This window comes from Bradyrhizobium sp. LA6.1 (assembly GCF_040547805.1).
GTDB lineage: Bacteria > Pseudomonadota > Alphaproteobacteria > Rhizobiales > Xanthobacteraceae > Bradyrhizobium > Bradyrhizobium barranii.
Map to the genome: position 1 here is coordinate 329,810 of NZ_JBEPQK010000001.1, position 15,005 is coordinate 344,814.

Below are 15,005 nucleotides of genomic sequence, written 5' to 3' on the forward strand. Positions count from 1 at the left end.
CCTTCAGCGCCCTGCGGCGTAGCCCTGCATGCCACGCGGGTTGGCGGCGGCGCGGCGGCGCACCCCGACGCGCGAGGCCGCGGTGAGGCGACCTTCCGACCAGTCGGGGCCGACCTCGACAATGTGTCCGCGCTCGCGAAGATTCTCGATCGTCGCCTTCGGCACGCGGTTCTCGACCACGAGCACACCGGGGCGTGCGGTGCGCGGCCAGAACGAGATCGGAAAATGCTCGGAGTGCCAGGCCGGCGCGTCGATCGCTTCCTGGAGATTGAGGTTGCAATGGACGTGCCGTAGGAAGAACTGTGTGATCCACTGATCCTGCTGGTCGCCGCCGGGCGAGCCCCAGGCCAGATACGGCTCGCCGTCGCGTAGCGCCATGGTGGGGGACAGCGTCGTGCGCGGCCGCTTGCCCGGCGCCAGCGCGGCGGGATGGTCTTCCTCCAGCCAGAACATCTGCGCGCGGCTCCCGAGGCAGAAGCCGAGCTCCGGAATGATCGGTGAGGATTGCAGCCAGCCGCCGGATGGCGTCGAGGACACCATGTTGCCGGCCTTGTCGATGATGTCGAAATGCACGGTGTCGCCGCGCACTTCGCCGAAGCGCCCGACTGTCGGCTCGCCCGCGCCAAGCGCGCCGACCGCCTCACGCTGCCCCTCGGCGCGGCGCAGCTTGACCACGCCGCCAAAACCTTCGACCGAACCGGGCAGGAAGTCGAGCGATGCCTTCTCTGAGATCAGTTTGCGGCGTTCGTCATTATAGGCATCCGACAGCAGCGTCGCGATCGGGATCTCGCTGAACTTGGGATCGCCGTAGAACTTTTCGCGGTCTGCGAAGGCGAGTTTTGCGCATTCGATCTGGAGGTGGATGAATTCCGGCCCGGTCGGATCGAGCCCGTCGAGCGCAAAGCCCTTGAGCAGCGCGAGCTGCTGGAGCGTCACCGGACCCTGGCTCCAGACGCCGGCCTTGCAGACGGTGTAGCGGCCATAGTCGTAGGTGAGCGGTGCCTCGATCGTTGGCTGCCAACGCGCCATGTCGTCCGCCGAGAGCACGCCGCGATGCGGCGAGCCGCTGACATCCATCACCTCCTGAGTGCGGCAGAACTTGTCGATGGCTTCCGCAACGAAACCTTGCGACCAGGCCTTTCGCGCACGCTCGATCTCGGCGTCGCGGCCACCACCGCCGCTCTCGGCTTCGCTGAGAATGCGGGCGTAGGTCGCAGCCAGCGTCTTGTTGGTGAAGAGGGTGCCGGGCTTCGGCACTTCGCCATTGGGCAGATAGACCGCGGCCGAGGTCGGCCAATGCTTGCGGAACAGCTGCTCGACGGTCTGGATCGTGGCGCAGGCGCGCTCGACCAGCGGATAGCCGTCGCGCGCGTAGGAGATCGCGGGCTCCAGCACGTCGCGCACGCGCATCGTGCCGTAGTCGCGCAGCAGCATCATCCAGGATTCGAACGTGCCGGGGACGCAGGCCGCGAGCAGGCCGGTGCCGGGCACCATGTCGAGGCCTTCGCTCTTGTAATGCGCGATGGTGGCGCGCGCTGGCGCCGGGCCCTGGCCGCAGATCACCTCGGTGCGTGCTCGTTTGACGTCATGCACGATGATGGGCACGTCTCCGCCCGGGCCGTTCAAATGCGGTTCGACGACCTGGAGCGTGAACGCCGTGGCGACGCCGGCGTCGAAGGCATTGCCGCCCTTTTCCAGGATGGCCATGCCGACCGCGGTCGCGATCCAGTGTGTGGTGGCGACGACCCCGAACGTGCCCTCGATCTCGGGGCGCGTCGTGAAGGGATCGGGATTGACGTTGCTGGCCATGGGATTTCGCTACCTTATTTGTCGCGCGCGCAATTGATCACAGGCGATGCCGTGCCGCCAATGCGTGGACCGCATGGCACGCGCGCGTCACGCCGGGACCGGCGCGGTGTTCACCGCATGGCAGGCGACGCCGGCGATCAGTTCCGGGGCTTCCTTGCGGCAGAGATCGAACGCCAGCGGGCAGCGCGGATTGAAGGCACAGCCGGGCGGCGGATTGATCGGGTTCGGAATCTCGCCCTTCACCGGAATGCGCTGGCGGCCCGACATAGCGAGGTCAGGCACGGCGCCCAACAGCATCTTGGTGTAGGGCATGCGCGGTCGGGCGAACAGCTCGCGTCCCTCCGCGATCTCGACGATGCGGCCGAGATACATCACGCCGACGCGGCTCGCCATGTGGCGGACGACGGCGAGGTTGTGGCTGATGAACATGTAGGTTAGGCCGAACTTATCCTGGAGGTCGCGCATCAGGTTCAGGATCTGCGCCTGCACGGAGACGTCGAGCGCCGAGGTCGGCTCGTCGCAGACGATGAACTCCGCATCGGAGGCGAGCGCTCGCGCGATCGCGATGCGCTGGCGCTGGCCGCCGGAGAACTCGTGTGGAAATTTCAACCGGTCGTCGGGATGCAGACCGACAAGGCTGAGCAGTTCGCCGACGCGCGCCTGGATATCGCGCTCGCCCTGGATCAGGTCGAAGGCGCGGATCGGCTCGGAGATGATGGCATCGACCCGGAAGCGCGGGTTCAGGCTCGCATAGGGGTCCTGGAAGATCATCTGGATGCGGCGGCGCAGTTTTCGCCGCGCCTGCGCCTGCCGTGGATCGGTCATCGAGATGCCGTCGATCAGCACGTTGCCGGAACTCGGCGGCAGCAGGCCGACCACCATTCGCGCCACCGTGGTCTTGCCCGAGCCGGACTCGCCGACCAGAGCAAAGGTCTCGCCCTTCCTGATGTCGAAGCTAACGTGATCGACAGCCTTGAGATATTCGAGATGCCCGCCTTCGAGCACGCGGTTGAGCCAGGGTTTTGAGACGTCGAAGACGCGGCGCAGATTTGTGGCCTGGACGAAAGGCGTGCTCATGCCGCGCTCTCCGCAGGCACGGTGTCGTAGAGATGGCAGGCAACGGATTGGGTGCCGCGCGATAGTGGCTCCGGCCGTTCAACCCGGCAGCGATCGAAGGCGAAGGCGCAGCGCGGATTGAACGAGCAGCCGCGCGGGATCGCCGATAGGCGCGGCATGGAGCCGGGGATCTGCACCAGGCGCTTGTCGTCCCCGGCAAGCGTCGGAATCGCGCCCATCAGGCCCTTGGCGTAAGGGTGCAGCGGATTCCTGACGACGTCCTGTACCGGGCCGATCTCGGCGACGCGGCCGGCATACATCACCGCGACGCGGTCGGAGGTCTCCGCGATCACGCCCATGTCGTGGGTCACCAGCATCACGGCGGTGCCGTGGTCGCGGCCGAGCCGCTTGATCAGCGAGATGATCTGCGCCTGTACGGAGACATCGAGCGCGGTGGTTGGCTCGTCCGCGATGATCAGCTCGGGCTCGGCGCAGATCGCCAGCGCAATCACCACGCGCTGGCGCATGCCGCCGGAGAATTCATGGGGATAGCCGTCGATGCGCTTATCCGGTGCGGGAATGCCGACTTCGGCGAGCAGGTCGATGGCGCGACGGCGGGCGGCCGTCTCGGACAGGTTCAGGTGGGTTTTGATCGTCTCGATGATCTGGTCGCCGACCCGGTAGAGCGGATTGAGCGAGGTGAGGGGATCCTGGAAGATCATGCCGATCCGTTTTCCCCGGATGCGGCGTATCTCCTCGGCCGGCAGATTGTCGATGCGCTGGCCGGCGAGACGAATCTCGCCGCCGGCGATGCGGCCGGGCGGATCGATCAGGCCGATCACTGCCAGGCCGGTGACGGACTTGCCGGCGCCGGATTCGCCGACCACGCCGAGCACCTCGCCCTTGGCGATGTCGAACGAGACGCCGTCGATCGCGCGCAACGTGCCGCGGCGGGAGGCGAACTCGACCTGAAGATTGCGCACGGAGAGTACGGGTTCGGTCATGGGCGAGGCGATTTCATCGAAGCTTTGCTCATCGAAGTCTTGCTCATCGAAGTTTCGGGTTGAGCGCGTCGCGCAGCCAGTCGCCGAGCAGGTTGATCGACAGGATCAGTGCGGCGAGCGCAAGCCCGGGGAAGGCGACGATCCACCATTCGCCCGCGAACAGATAGTTGTTGCCGATGCGGATCAGCGTGCCGAGCGACGGCATGGTGTCGGGCAGGCCGACGCCGAGGAACGACAGCGTCGCCTCGGTGATGATGGCGAGTGCGAGGTTGATGGTGGCGATGACCAGGATCGGACCCATCGTGTTGGGCAGCACGTGCCGCAGCATGATCTTTGGCGCGGGCAGGCCGATCAGCTGCGCTGCGGCCACGTAGTCCTTGTTCTTCTCGACCATCACGGAACCGCGCACCGTCCGGGCATATCCGACCCAGAAGCTCAGGCCGATCGAGATCACCAGCACCACCAGCATGCTGTTGGCATCCAGCCGGTTACCGAGGATCGATTTCGCGATGCCGTTGACCAGCAGCGCGATCAGAATGGCGGGGAAGGTCAGCTGCACGTCGGCGATCCGCATGATCACGCCGTCGACCGCGCCCCCGAAATAGCCGGCGATCAGGCCGAGCGCGATTCCGAGCGCGCCGGCGAAGACCACGCCGGCGACGCCGACGGCGAGCGAGATGCGCAAGCCATAGAGGATGGCGGAGAACACGTCGCGGCCCTGCTCGTCGGTGCCGAGCAGGAACGGGCTCTGGCCGTCGGCGGTCCAGAGCGGTGAGATCCGCGAGTTCATCAATTGCAGCTGCGCCGGATCGAACGGGTTCTGCACCGCGAGTGCCGATGCAAAGATCGCGAGCAGGAAGAACAGCACGGTAATGGCCGCCGCCACCATGGTCAGCTTGGAGCGGCGGAACGAATAGAAGATGTCGCTGTCGAGCGCGCGGCTGAGCCAGCTGCGGGCGGCATGCGTCGGCAGCGTGCTCGGCTTGTCGGAATTTGAGGCGACTACGTCGGACATGGAGGCTGCCTTATGCCGCGCGGCCGATGGTCGAGCGCAGGCGCGGATCGACCACGGTGTAGAGGATGTCGACCACCAGATTGATGGTGACGAAAATCAGAGAGACCATCAGCAGGTAGGCGGCCATAATCGGGATATCGACGTTTTGCACGGCCTGCACGAACAGAAGTCCCATGCCGGGCCATTGGAATACGGTTTCGGTGATGATCGAAAATGCAATAACCGAGCCAAACTGCAGTCCGGCCACCGTGATGACGGGAATGAGCGTGTTCTTCAGCGCGTGGCCGAAATGGATGGCACGGGTGGTCAGCCCGCGGGCCCGAGCGAAGCGAATATAGTCGGTCCGAAGCACTTCCAGCATTTCCGCGCGCACCAGCCGCATGATCAGGGTCATCTGGAACAGGCCGAGCGTGATCGAGGGCATGATCAGCGCCTTCAGGCCCGACAGCGTGAGCAGCCCGGTCGTCCACCAGCCGAGCTTGACTACCTCGCCGCGACCGAACGAGGGCAACCAGCCCAATGTCACCGCGAACAGATAGATTAGGAGAATGCCGATCAGGAAAGTCGGCAACGAGATGCCGATCAGCGAAACCGCCTGGAATAATTTGGCGAGCACGGTGTCGCGTTTGAGCGCCGAATAGACGCCCATCAGGATGCCGAACACCATTGCGAATACGGTCGCGCAGATCGCCAGTTCCAGCGTCGCGGGCATGCGCTCCATCAACAGCGTAGAGACCGGCTGGCGGAACTGATAGGAGACGCCGAATTTGAACTGCGCGGCGTTGCCGAAATAACGGACGAACTGCACCGGCACGGGATCATCGAGGCCGAGCGATTTGCGCACAGCTTCGCGTTCGGCCGCCGACGTATCGATCGAGACGATCTGGTTGACCGGGTCGCCGGCGAAGCGGAACATCGAGAACGCGATGATGCCGACGGCGAACATGACGCCGATGGCCTGAAGGGCGCGGCGAAGAGTGAAAGCGAGCATGCCTTCCACTATCCTTGGGTGTGCGTTTGGCTGACGTCTTTGTCAGCCGGAAAAGGAAAGGTCCCGGAAGCCTGACGCTGCCGGGACCTCGTGTTCAACTGTCGCTATTCCTTCTTGGTCGCCCAGTGGAACATGACCAGATTGTCGGCGCGCTGCGGCAGGTTGACCTTCTTCGATACGCCCCAGGCCAGCGCCTGCTGGTGCAGCGGGATGTAGGACCAGTCCTTGTTGCCGATCTCGTAGGCCTGCTTGATCAGCTGGTTGCGCTTGGCGGTGTCGGTTTCGACCAGCACCTTGTCGGTGATGGCGTCGAACTCCTTGTTGCAGTAACCGCCGAGATTGGCTTCGCCTCGCGAGGATTTCGCATCGTCGCGGCAGCCCATGATGTCATAGAGCACGTTGTGGGAGTCCATCGTGCTCGGCGTCCAGCCCAGCATGTAGAACGAGGTCTGGTAGCCGCCCTGCTTCAACACCTTGGCGAAGTATTGCGCCTTCGGCTGCGCCAGCAGATTGATCTTGACGCCGATGCGGGCGAGCATGCCGACGACGGCCTGGCAGATCGCGGCGTCGTTGACGTAGCGATCGTTCGGGCAATCCATTGTGACCTCGAAGCCGTCGGGGTAGCCGGCCTCGGCCAGGAGCTTCTTGGCACCGTCAGGGTCGAATTTCGGCCGGGTGAACTCCTTGGACAGCAGGAACAATTCCGGAGCGATCATCAGTGCCGACGGCGTCGCCAGCCCGCGCATCACGCGCGTCTTGATCAGCTCGATGTCGATCGCCTTGTAGAAGGCCTCGCGGACCCGGATGTCCTTGAATGGGTTCTTGCCCTTGATGCTGGAGTAGAGCAACTCGTCGCGGACCTGATCGAAGCCGATGAAGATGGTGCGCAGCTCCGCCCCCTTCAGCACCTGGGCGTTCGGGCTCGAATCGACGCGGGAGATGTCCTGGATCGGCACCGGCTCGATGACGTCGACTTCGCCCGACAGCAGCGCGGCGACGCGGGTGGCGTCGGAGGCGATCGGGGTGAAGATGATCTCCTTCAAATTGCCTTCGACCTTGCCCCAGTAATTGGGATTGGCCTTGAACACCGTCTTCACGCCGGGCTGGTGGCTCTCGATGATGAAGGGACCGGTGCCGTTTTCGTGGAGCGAGGCGTAGCTCGGCGTGGTCGCCGCCACCGGCGTCGGGTCGACGACGTTGTTCTCCTCGGCCCATTTCTTGTCCATGATGTACCAGACATCCCACGCGTTATGCAGGATGGGATTGGGCGACGGCAGGACGAAATCGACGGTGTAGTCGTCGACCTTGATCACCTTGACGTCCGGAGCAAGGCGGGTCTGCATGTTGGACCCCTTCTTGCGGACGCGATCGGCCGAGAACAGCACGTCGTCGGCGGTGAAGGGATCGCCGTTGTGGAATTTCACGCCTTTGCGCAAATGGAAGCGCCAGCGGGTCGGCTCCGGGGTTTCCCAGCTTTCCGCCAGCGCCGGAATGATCTTGAGGTCCTTGTCGCGCGCGGTGAGGCCTTGATAGACGTGACCGAGATGGGCGTGGGTGGTGCTCTCGTTGAGCGTATAGGGATCGAGCGACTTCAGGTCACCCTGGTTGGCATAACGTAGCGTCTGGCTCGACGCCGGCGAGACCGCCAACGCAAGCGTACCGGCGAGCGTCGCCGCAAACAGAGTTCGACCGACTGACATTCTTGACCCTCTCCACTCTGCCGCGCCGTGATTTTTGATTGTTCGGCGGGCGTCCCAATCCATGTTGCCCAGAGTTCACGACCCGTGCAAGCGCCATTCCAGCAAGGAACGCGCCAAGTTGCGCCGCTGTGCAGCAATGCTGGCCGACAATCTGGCGGCGAGGGGTTCGCGGGCGATATTCGACTTTCGATCGGTGAAGTCCCCGGCCGCGGGGCCCTCGTGCCCCGCCGGGCGCCGAGGAAGCGGGCTCATGGCGGGCGCGATTTCATTGACCATATCCGCCGATCGCGGAAGCAAGGCCGGCCGCCAGCCTCAGGTCGCTTGCGTTGCACACCGTCTCGCGGCGATACTGCGACAGGCCGCTCGAATCTCATCTGGAGGGGACATGAAAGTTAACATCGAAATTGACTGCACCCCCCTTGAAGCCCGCCAGTTCTTCGGACTACCCGACGTGATGCCGATGCAGACCGCCGTGATGGACAAGTTGCAACAGCAGATGATGTCCAACATCGAAAAGGTCTCGCCGGAGTCGCTGATCCAGAGCTGGTTCACCTTCGATCCGAAGATCGCCGAGCGGTTTCAGGACATGTTCGTCACCATGGCCGGCCTCGGCAGCCCGCGCAGCGGCGACAAGAAGAAATAAATGTCGCCCGGGCCGGACGAGCCGCAGGCGTCGGGCCGGCTTCGTCCGCCGAGCCTCGGCCTGCTGCTGGCCGAAGCGCGTGGACTTTTCGAATTCAACGCCAGCCTGATGCTGTCGCCGCTCCTGATGCGCGCGCCCAGGGGCGACGGCCATCCGGTGCTGGCACTGCCGGGCTTTCTCGCCAGCGATCTCTCCATGGTGCCGATGCGGCGCTATCTCAGCGAGCTCGGCTATGAGGCGCATGCCTGGCGGATGGGGCGCAATCTCGGTGGGCTGGGGCGGATGAGGGAGGCCTTGCGGACGCGCCTTGCCGAAATCCACGCCACGAGCGGACGCAAGGTCAGCCTGGTCGGTTGGAGTCTCGGCGGCGTCTATGCCCGCGATCTCGCACTCCAGGCGCCCGAGATGGTCCGTTACGTCGTCACGCTCGGCAGCCCGTTTGCCAACGACGTGCGGGCGACCAACGCCACGCGGCTCTACGAAGCGTTGTCCGGCGATCGTGTCGAGGATTTTGCCGAACTGCGCGAGGCGATCGCCGGCGATCTGCCGGTGCCGGCGACGTCGATCTATTCGCGCGCCGACGGTGTCGTGAACTGGCGAACCTGCTTGTTGCGTCCCTCCGACCGCGCCGAGAACATCGAGGTGCACCTGGCGAGCCATATCGGGCTTGGCGTGAACCCCGCGGCGCTGTGGGCCGTGGCGGACCGCCTGGCGCAACCGGAGGGGGAATTCTGGCCGTTTGACCGGGCAGGGCCGTTTGCCATTGCATATGCCCCGCCGGAACGGGCAGTATCGGCCTGACGAGAAGCGCCGGCAAAGGCGCCCGTCAAAATTAGCGGAGGGAACTATGGCTGACGGTAAGAAGCTGTCGTCGCTGGACGCATCATTTCTCTATCTGGAAACGCCGGAGATGCCGATGCATGTCGGCAGCATGGCGATCTTTCGCCTGCCTGACGACTACAAGGGCGACTTCTTCGAAGACTTCAAGGCGATGATTGTCTCGCGCCTGCACATCGCGCCGATCCTGAAGGCACGGCTGGAGAAGGCGCCGCTTGATATCGATCATCCCTCCTGGGTCGAGGACGACCAATTCGACATCGACCGCCACATCTTCCGCGCCAGCCTGCCGCAGCCGCGCGACCGCGCCACGCTCGAACGGATCGTCGGCTGGATGCACGCCAAGCTCTTGAACCGCGCCCGGCCGCTCTGGGAGTTCTACGTGTTCGAGGGCATGAAGGACAACGAGGTCGGGCTCTATTCCAAGATGCACCACGCCGCCATCGACGGCGGCGCCGGGGCGGCGCTGACCAACATGATCTACGATATCTCGCCCACCCCCCGGAAGGTCGATCCGCCGACGGCGGGCAGCAAGCCCGGACAGGAGCCGCGCGACATCGCCGCCAACCTGCTCGATTCCTATCAGCAGCTCTTCACCCAGCCGCTCGATGCCTCGGCCGCCGCGAAGAACCTGCAACTGCCGCGCACGGGCAAGAGCGACATCGGCTCGATCCTGTTCGACAATGCGATGTACCAGATCGAGAGCGCGGTGCGCTTCGCCGGCAACATCCCGACCATGGTCAAGAGCGTCTCCGACGTGCTCGGCAAGATCTCCGATCCGAAATCCCGGGAAAGCCTCGCCAGCATGGTGTCGCCGCCGACCATGCTGAACAAGACGATTTCCTCGGAACGCAGCTTTGCCGGCGTCTCGATCTCGCTGTCGCGTTCAAAAGCGCTCGCCAAGCAGGCCGGCGGCAAGCTCAACGACGTGGTGCTGGCGCTCGCCTCCGGCGTGGTCCGGCGCTACCTCCAGCAATATGGCACGCTGCCGGCGAAATCGCTGACCGCCGCCGTACCGATCTCGCTGCGCGAGGAAGGCAACACCGAGGCCAACAACCAGGTGTTCGGCATGATCTGCTCGATCGCGACCAATATCGACGATCCCAAGGCGCGGCTGGAGGCGATCATCGCGCAGTCGACCAAGTCCAAGGAGATGTCGCATCCGTTGCGGGCCCTGATGCCGCAGATTTCCAACATCTCGATGCTGGGTGCGCCGATGATGGTACAGGTTCTGGCGCTGCTCTACAGCCGCTCGAACCTGTCGGACGTGCTGCCGCCGGCCGCCAACATCACGGTGTCCAACGTGCCGGGGCCGCGGCAGACGCTCTATGCTGCCGGCGCGGAGCTGTTGCACATCTTCCCGGTGTCGATCTCGACGCATGGACAGGCACTCAACATCACCGTGCAGAGCTATCGCGACCAGCTCGACTTCGGCTTCATCGTCGGCGCCAACATCATTCCGCACGTGCAAGTGATGTGCGACATGCTACCGGAGGAGTTCGCCGCGCTGGAGGCGGCCTATGCGCCGCCGGCGGCCGACGTCAAGGGCGCCGCAGAGTAGGAATATTGCGATGATTGAAATGCCACCGCTCAAGTTCGTGCAGACGAACGGAATTCGCATGGGCTACTACGAGGCGGGCCCGGTCAGCGACAAGCCGCCGATGGTGCTGTGCCACGGCTGGCCGGAACTCGCCTTCTCCTGGCGTCACCAGATCAAGGCGCTGAGCGAGGCCGGCATTCGGATGATCGCGCCGGACCAGCGCGGCTATGGCGCGACCGACCGGCCCGAGCCGGTCGAGGCCTACGACATCGAACATCTGACCGGCGACCTCGTCGGGCTCCTCGATCATCTCCAGATCGACAAGGCCATCTTCGTTGGTCACGACTGGGGCGGCTTCATCGTCTGGCAGATGCCGCTGCGGCACGTCGACCGGGTCGCGGGGGTGGTCGGCATCAACACGCCTCATACCAACCGTGCCTGGGCCGATCCGATCGAGCTGTTGCGCGCTCGCTTCGGCGACAAGATGTACATCGTGCAGTTCCAGGATCCGGCGCGCGAACCCGACAGGATCTTCGGCAGTCGCGTCGAGCAGACATTCGATGCGTTCATGCGCAAGCCGGCGCCGCGCCCGCCCGATGCGCCGGCGGAGGAAGTGATTGCCGGCGTGGGCGCTTCGCCGCGGGTCAATCTGGCGTTTCCGCAGATGATTGCGGCTTACGACGCGAAGCACGATCCGCGCACGCCGATCCTGTCGCCGGAAGAGAAAAAGGTGTTCGTCGACAATTTCACCAGAACGGGCTTCACCGGCGGCATCAACTGGTACCGCAACATGTCGCGCAACTGGATTCGCGCCGAAGGGCTCGATCATACGGTGCGGGTGCCGTCGCTGATGATCATGGCGGAGAACGACGCGGTGTTGCCGCCGTCTTCCGCCGATGGCATGGACAAGCTGATTCCCGATCTCGAAAAATATCTGGTCCGCGACAGCGGCCATTGGACGCAGCAGGAGAAGCCGGAAGAGGTCAGCGCCAAGTTGATCGAATGGCGTAGAAGGCGGTTTGGCTAGCGCTCGTCGTTGCGAACGCGTCATTGCGAGGAGCGAAGCGACGAAGCAATCCAGACTGCCTCCGCGGATATATTCTGGATTGCTTCGCTTCGCTCGCAATGACGACATTGAGGCAGGGGGACTACATTTCGATGCCATCCAAGAACCGTCTGGACCCGATTCCGCAGCCGCCGACCAAGCCGGTGGTCGGCAACATGCTGTCGCTGGATTCGGCCGCGCCGGTGCAGCACCTGACCCGGCTTGCCAAGGAGCTCGGGCCGATCTTCTGGCTCGACATGATGGGCTCGCCGATCGTCGTCGTCTCCGGCCACGATCTCGTCGACGAGCTCTCCGACGAGAAGCGCTTCGACAAGACGGTGCGCGGTGCGTTGCGCCGCGTGCGCGCGGTCGGCGGTGACGGCCTGTTCACGGCCGACACCAGGGAGCCGAACTGGAGCAAGGCGCACAACATCCTGCTTCAGCCGTTCGGCAACCGCGCCATGCAGTCCTATCACCCGAGCATGGTCGATATCGCCGAGCAGCTCGTCAACAAATGGGAGCGGCTCAACGCCGACGACGAGATCGACGTCGTCCATGACATGACCGCGCTGACGCTGGACACGATCGGCCTGTGCGGGTTCGAGTACCGCTTCAATTCCTTCTATCGGCGCGACTACCATCCCTTCGTCGAGTCGCTGGTGCGTTCGCTCGAAACCATCATGATGACGCGCGGCCTGCCGTTCGAGCAGCTGTGGATGCAGAAGCGGCGCAAGACGCTCGCCGAGGACGTCGCCTTCATGAACAAGATGGTCGACGAGATCATCGCCGAGCGCCGCAAGAGCGCGGAAGGGATCGACGACAAGAAGGACATGCTCGCCGCGATGATGACCGGCGTCGACCGCTCGACTGGCGAGCAGCTTGACGACATCAACATCCGCTACCAGATCAACACGTTCTTGATCGCGGGCCACGAGACCACCAGCGGCCTGCTGTCCTACACGCTCTACGCTCTGCTCAAGCACCCGGACATTCTCAAGAAGGCCTATGACGAGGTCGACCGCGTCTTCGGCCCCGACGTCAACGCGAAGCCGACCTACCAGCAGGTGACGCAGCTCACCTACATCACGCAGATCCTCAAGGAAGCGCTGCGGCTGTGGCCGCCGGCGCCGGCCTATGGCATCTCGCCGCTGAACGACGAGACTATCGGCGGCGGCCAGTACAGGCTCAGGAAGGGCACCTTCATCACCATCCTGGTGACGGCGCTGCATCGCGATCCCTCGGTCTGGGGTCCAAATCCCGACGCGTTCAATCCCGAGAATTTCAGCCGCGAGGCCGAGGCCAAGCGGCCGATCAACGCCTGGAAGCCGTTCGGCAACGGCCAGCGCGCCTGCATCGGCCGCGGCTTCGCCATGCACGAGGCCGCGCTCGCGCTCGGCATGATCCTCCAACGCTTCAAGCTGATCGATCACCAGCGCTATCAGATGCATCTGAAGGAAACGCTGACGATGAAGCCGGAAGGCTTCAAGATCAAGGTACGTCCGCGCGCCGATCGCGAGCGCGGCGCTTATGGCGGGCCCATCGCGGCTGCGGTTTCAGCGCCGAGAGCACCGCGTCAGCCGACGGCGCGGCCCGGCCACAACACGCCGATGCTGGTGCTTTACGGCTCCAATCTCGGCACGGCCGAGGAGCTGGCGACGCGCATGGCCGATCTTGCCGAGATCAACGGCTTTGCCGTGCATCTCGGGCCGCTCGACGATTACGTCGGCAAGCTGCCGCAGGAGGGCGGCGTGCTGATCATCTGCGCCTCCTATAACGGTGCGCCGCCTGACAACGCGACGCAGTTCGTCAAATGGCTCGGCGACGATCTGCCGATAGATGCCTTTGCCAATGTGCGCTACGCCGTGTTCGGCTGCGGCAACAGCGATTGGGCGGCAACCTATCAATCGGTGCCGCGCTTCATCGACGAGCAATTGTCGAAGCATGGTGCGCGCGCAGTCTATCCGCGCGGCGAAGGCGATGCGCGCAGCGATCTCGACGGCCAGTTCCAGAAATGGTTCCCTGCGGCCGCGCAGGTTGCCACCAAGGAATTCGGCATCGACTGGAATTTCACCCGCACCGCGGAGGACGATCCGCTCTATGCGATCGAGCCTGTCGCAGTAACCGCCGTCAACACCATCGTGGCCCAGGGCGGTGCTGTCGCGATGAAGGTGCTGGTCAATGACGAGCTTCAGAACAAGTCCGGCGCCAATCCGTCCGAGCGTTCGACGCGCCATATCGAGGTGCAGCTGCCGTCCAACATCACCTACCGCGTCGGCGATCATCTGAGTGTGGTCCCGCGCAATGATCCGACGCTGGTGGATTCGGTTGCCCGTCGCTTCGGCTTCCTGCCGGCGGACCAGATCAGGCTTCAGGTCGCCGAAGGCCGCCGCGCGCAGCTGCCGGTCGGCAATGCCGTCTCGGTCGGACGCCTGCTCAGCGAGTTCGTCGAGCTGCAGCAGGTGGCGACACGGAAGCAGATCCAGATCATGGCCGAGCACACCCGCTGCCCGGTCACCAAGCCTAAGCTGCTGGCCTTCGTTGGCGAGGAGGCCGAGCCGCTCGAGCGTTATCGCACCGAGATTCTGGCCAGGCGCAAATCGGTGTTCGACATGTTGCTCGAATATCCGGCCTGCGAACTGCCGTTCCACGCTTATCTGGAAATGCTCTCGCTGCTGGCGCCGCGTTATTACTCGATCTCGTCGTCGCCGTCGGTCGACCCGGCGCGATGCAGCGTCACGGTCGGCGTGGTCGAAGGGCCGGCCGCCTCCGGGCGCGGTGTCTACAAAGGCATCTGCTCGAATTATCTCTCCAACCGGCGTGCGGGCGATGCGATCTATGCCACCGTGCGCGAGACCAAGGCCGGCTTCCGGCTCCCCGATGAGTCATCCGTGCCGATCATCATGATCGGCCCGGGCACCGGACTGGCGCCGTTCCGCGGCTTCCTCCAGGAGCGCGCTGCGCGCAAGGCGAAGGGCGCCGCGCTCGGTCCGGCCATGCTGTTCTTCGGCTGCCGCCATCCCGACCAGGATTTTCTCTACGCGGAGGAGCTGAAGGGGCTGGCGGCAAGCGGCATCACCGAGCTCTTCACGGCATTCTCGCGTGCAGATGGACCGAAGACCTATGTGCAGCACATGCTTGCCGCGCAGAAGGACAGGGTCTGGCTGCTGATCGAGCAGGGCGCGATCATTTATGTCTGCGGCGATGGCGGCAAGATGGAGCCCGACGTGAAGGCCGCGCTCGTTGCGATCCATCGCGAGAAGAGCGGCAGCGATGCCGCCACGGCTCTGCGCTGGATCGAGGAGATGGGCGCGAAGAACCGCTATGTGCTGGACGTCTGGGCGGGAGGGTGATTGTTCGTCCGATCG

Annotated in this window: 11 protein-coding genes; 5 read left to right on the forward strand and 6 right to left on the reverse strand. The window is 64.3% G+C overall.

Annotated elements, in window-relative coordinates; all coding sequences use genetic code 11:
• Window positions 1–3: 3 nt before the first annotated feature.
• From ABIB99_RS01500 to ABIB99_RS01525, 6 genes are all read right to left on the reverse strand, one after another.
• Window positions 4–1,809: a gamma-glutamyltransferase family protein gene (locus ABIB99_RS01500; RefSeq protein WP_354174533.1), complete on the reverse strand. Its 1,806-nt coding sequence runs from the start codon at window positions 1,807–1,809 to the stop codon at window positions 4–6.
• 87 nt (window positions 1,810–1,896) lie between these two features.
• Window positions 1,897–2,886, reverse strand: a complete 990-nt coding sequence (locus ABIB99_RS01505) for an ABC transporter ATP-binding protein (RefSeq protein ID WP_085404388.1) — start codon at window positions 2,884–2,886, stop codon at window positions 1,897–1,899.
• A complete protein-coding gene (locus ABIB99_RS01510) occupies window positions 2,883–3,869 on the reverse strand; it encodes an ABC transporter ATP-binding protein (RefSeq protein ID WP_354174536.1) in 987 nt (328 codons plus the stop codon). The genes ABIB99_RS01505 and ABIB99_RS01510 overlap by 4 nt, the downstream gene beginning before the upstream one ends.
• Window positions 3,870–3,912: 43 nt before the next feature.
• Window positions 3,913–4,884 (reverse strand): ABC transporter permease, encoded by a 972-nt coding sequence (locus tag ABIB99_RS01515; protein WP_354174538.1) that lies wholly within the window; start codon window positions 4,882–4,884, stop codon window positions 3,913–3,915.
• Window positions 4,885–4,894: 10 nt separating this feature from the next.
• The gene (locus ABIB99_RS01520; RefSeq protein ID WP_063984746.1) at window positions 4,895–5,875 is read right to left on the reverse strand and encodes an ABC transporter permease; all 981 of its coding nucleotides are present in this window, start codon (window positions 5,873–5,875) and stop codon (window positions 4,895–4,897) included.
• A gap of 104 nt (window positions 5,876–5,979) precedes the next feature.
• Complete coding sequence (locus ABIB99_RS01525) at window positions 5,980–7,575, reverse strand: ABC transporter substrate-binding protein (protein ID WP_354174541.1); 1,596 nt, start codon at window positions 7,573–7,575, stop codon at window positions 5,980–5,982.
• Between the two features lie 385 nt (window positions 7,576–7,960).
• Between ABIB99_RS01525 and ABIB99_RS01530 the strand changes: the two genes are divergently transcribed.
• The 5 genes from ABIB99_RS01530 (at window position 7,961) to ABIB99_RS01550 (ending at window position 14,990) form a co-directional block, all read left to right on the forward strand.
• On the forward strand, window positions 7,961–8,218 hold the full coding sequence (locus ABIB99_RS01530) for a DUF6489 family protein (protein ID WP_008139320.1): 258 nt from the start codon (window positions 7,961–7,963) through the stop codon (window positions 8,216–8,218).
• A complete protein-coding gene (locus ABIB99_RS01535; RefSeq protein WP_354174543.1) occupies window positions 8,219–9,019 on the forward strand; it encodes an esterase/lipase family protein in 801 nt (266 codons plus the stop codon).
• Window positions 9,020–9,065: 46 nt separating this feature from the next.
• A complete protein-coding gene (locus ABIB99_RS01540; protein WP_028157105.1) occupies window positions 9,066–10,616 on the forward strand; it encodes a WS/DGAT/MGAT family O-acyltransferase in 1,551 nt (516 codons plus the stop codon).
• Between the two features lie 10 nt (window positions 10,617–10,626).
• Entirely contained in the window at window positions 10,627–11,622 is a 996-nt protein-coding gene (locus ABIB99_RS01545) for an alpha/beta fold hydrolase (protein ID WP_354174546.1), read from the forward strand.
• A 131-nt stretch (window positions 11,623–11,753) separates the two neighbouring features.
• Window positions 11,754–14,990 (forward strand): bifunctional cytochrome P450/NADPH--P450 reductase, encoded by a 3,237-nt coding sequence (locus ABIB99_RS01550; RefSeq protein ID WP_354174547.1) that lies wholly within the window; start codon window positions 11,754–11,756, stop codon window positions 14,988–14,990.
• Window positions 14,991–15,005: the final 15 nt, after the last annotated feature.

What these genes read in the sequence shown, in the direction of transcription:
- ABIB99_RS01500 (WP_354174533.1), bottom strand. Translation starts at nt 1,809, where the DNA reads ATGGCCAGCAACGTCAATCCCGATCCCTTCACGACGCGCCCCGAGATC.
- ABIB99_RS01505 (WP_085404388.1), bottom strand. Translation starts at nt 2,886, where the DNA reads ATGAGCACGCCTTTCGTCCAGGCCACAAATCTGCGCCGCGTCTTCGAC.
- ABIB99_RS01510 (WP_354174536.1), bottom strand. Translation starts at nt 3,869, where the DNA reads ATGACCGAACCCGTACTCTCCGTGCGCAATCTTCAGGTCGAGTTCGCC.
- ABIB99_RS01515 (WP_354174538.1), bottom strand. Translation starts at nt 4,884, where the DNA reads ATGTCCGACGTAGTCGCCTCAAATTCCGACAAGCCGAGCACGCTGCCG.
- ABIB99_RS01520 (WP_063984746.1), bottom strand. Translation starts at nt 5,875, where the DNA reads ATGCTCGCTTTCACTCTTCGCCGCGCCCTTCAGGCCATCGGCGTCATG.
- ABIB99_RS01525 (WP_354174541.1), bottom strand. Translation starts at nt 7,575, where the DNA reads ATGTCAGTCGGTCGAACTCTGTTTGCGGCGACGCTCGCCGGTACGCTT.
- ABIB99_RS01530 (WP_008139320.1), top strand. Translation starts at nt 7,961, where the DNA reads ATGAAAGTTAACATCGAAATTGACTGCACCCCCCTTGAAGCCCGCCAG.
- ABIB99_RS01535 (WP_354174543.1), top strand. Translation starts at nt 8,219, where the DNA reads ATGTCGCCCGGGCCGGACGAGCCGCAGGCGTCGGGCCGGCTTCGTCCG.
- ABIB99_RS01540 (WP_028157105.1), top strand. Translation starts at nt 9,066, where the DNA reads ATGGCTGACGGTAAGAAGCTGTCGTCGCTGGACGCATCATTTCTCTAT.
- ABIB99_RS01545 (WP_354174546.1), top strand. Translation starts at nt 10,627, where the DNA reads ATGATTGAAATGCCACCGCTCAAGTTCGTGCAGACGAACGGAATTCGC.
- ABIB99_RS01550 (WP_354174547.1), top strand. Translation starts at nt 11,754, where the DNA reads ATGCCATCCAAGAACCGTCTGGACCCGATTCCGCAGCCGCCGACCAAG.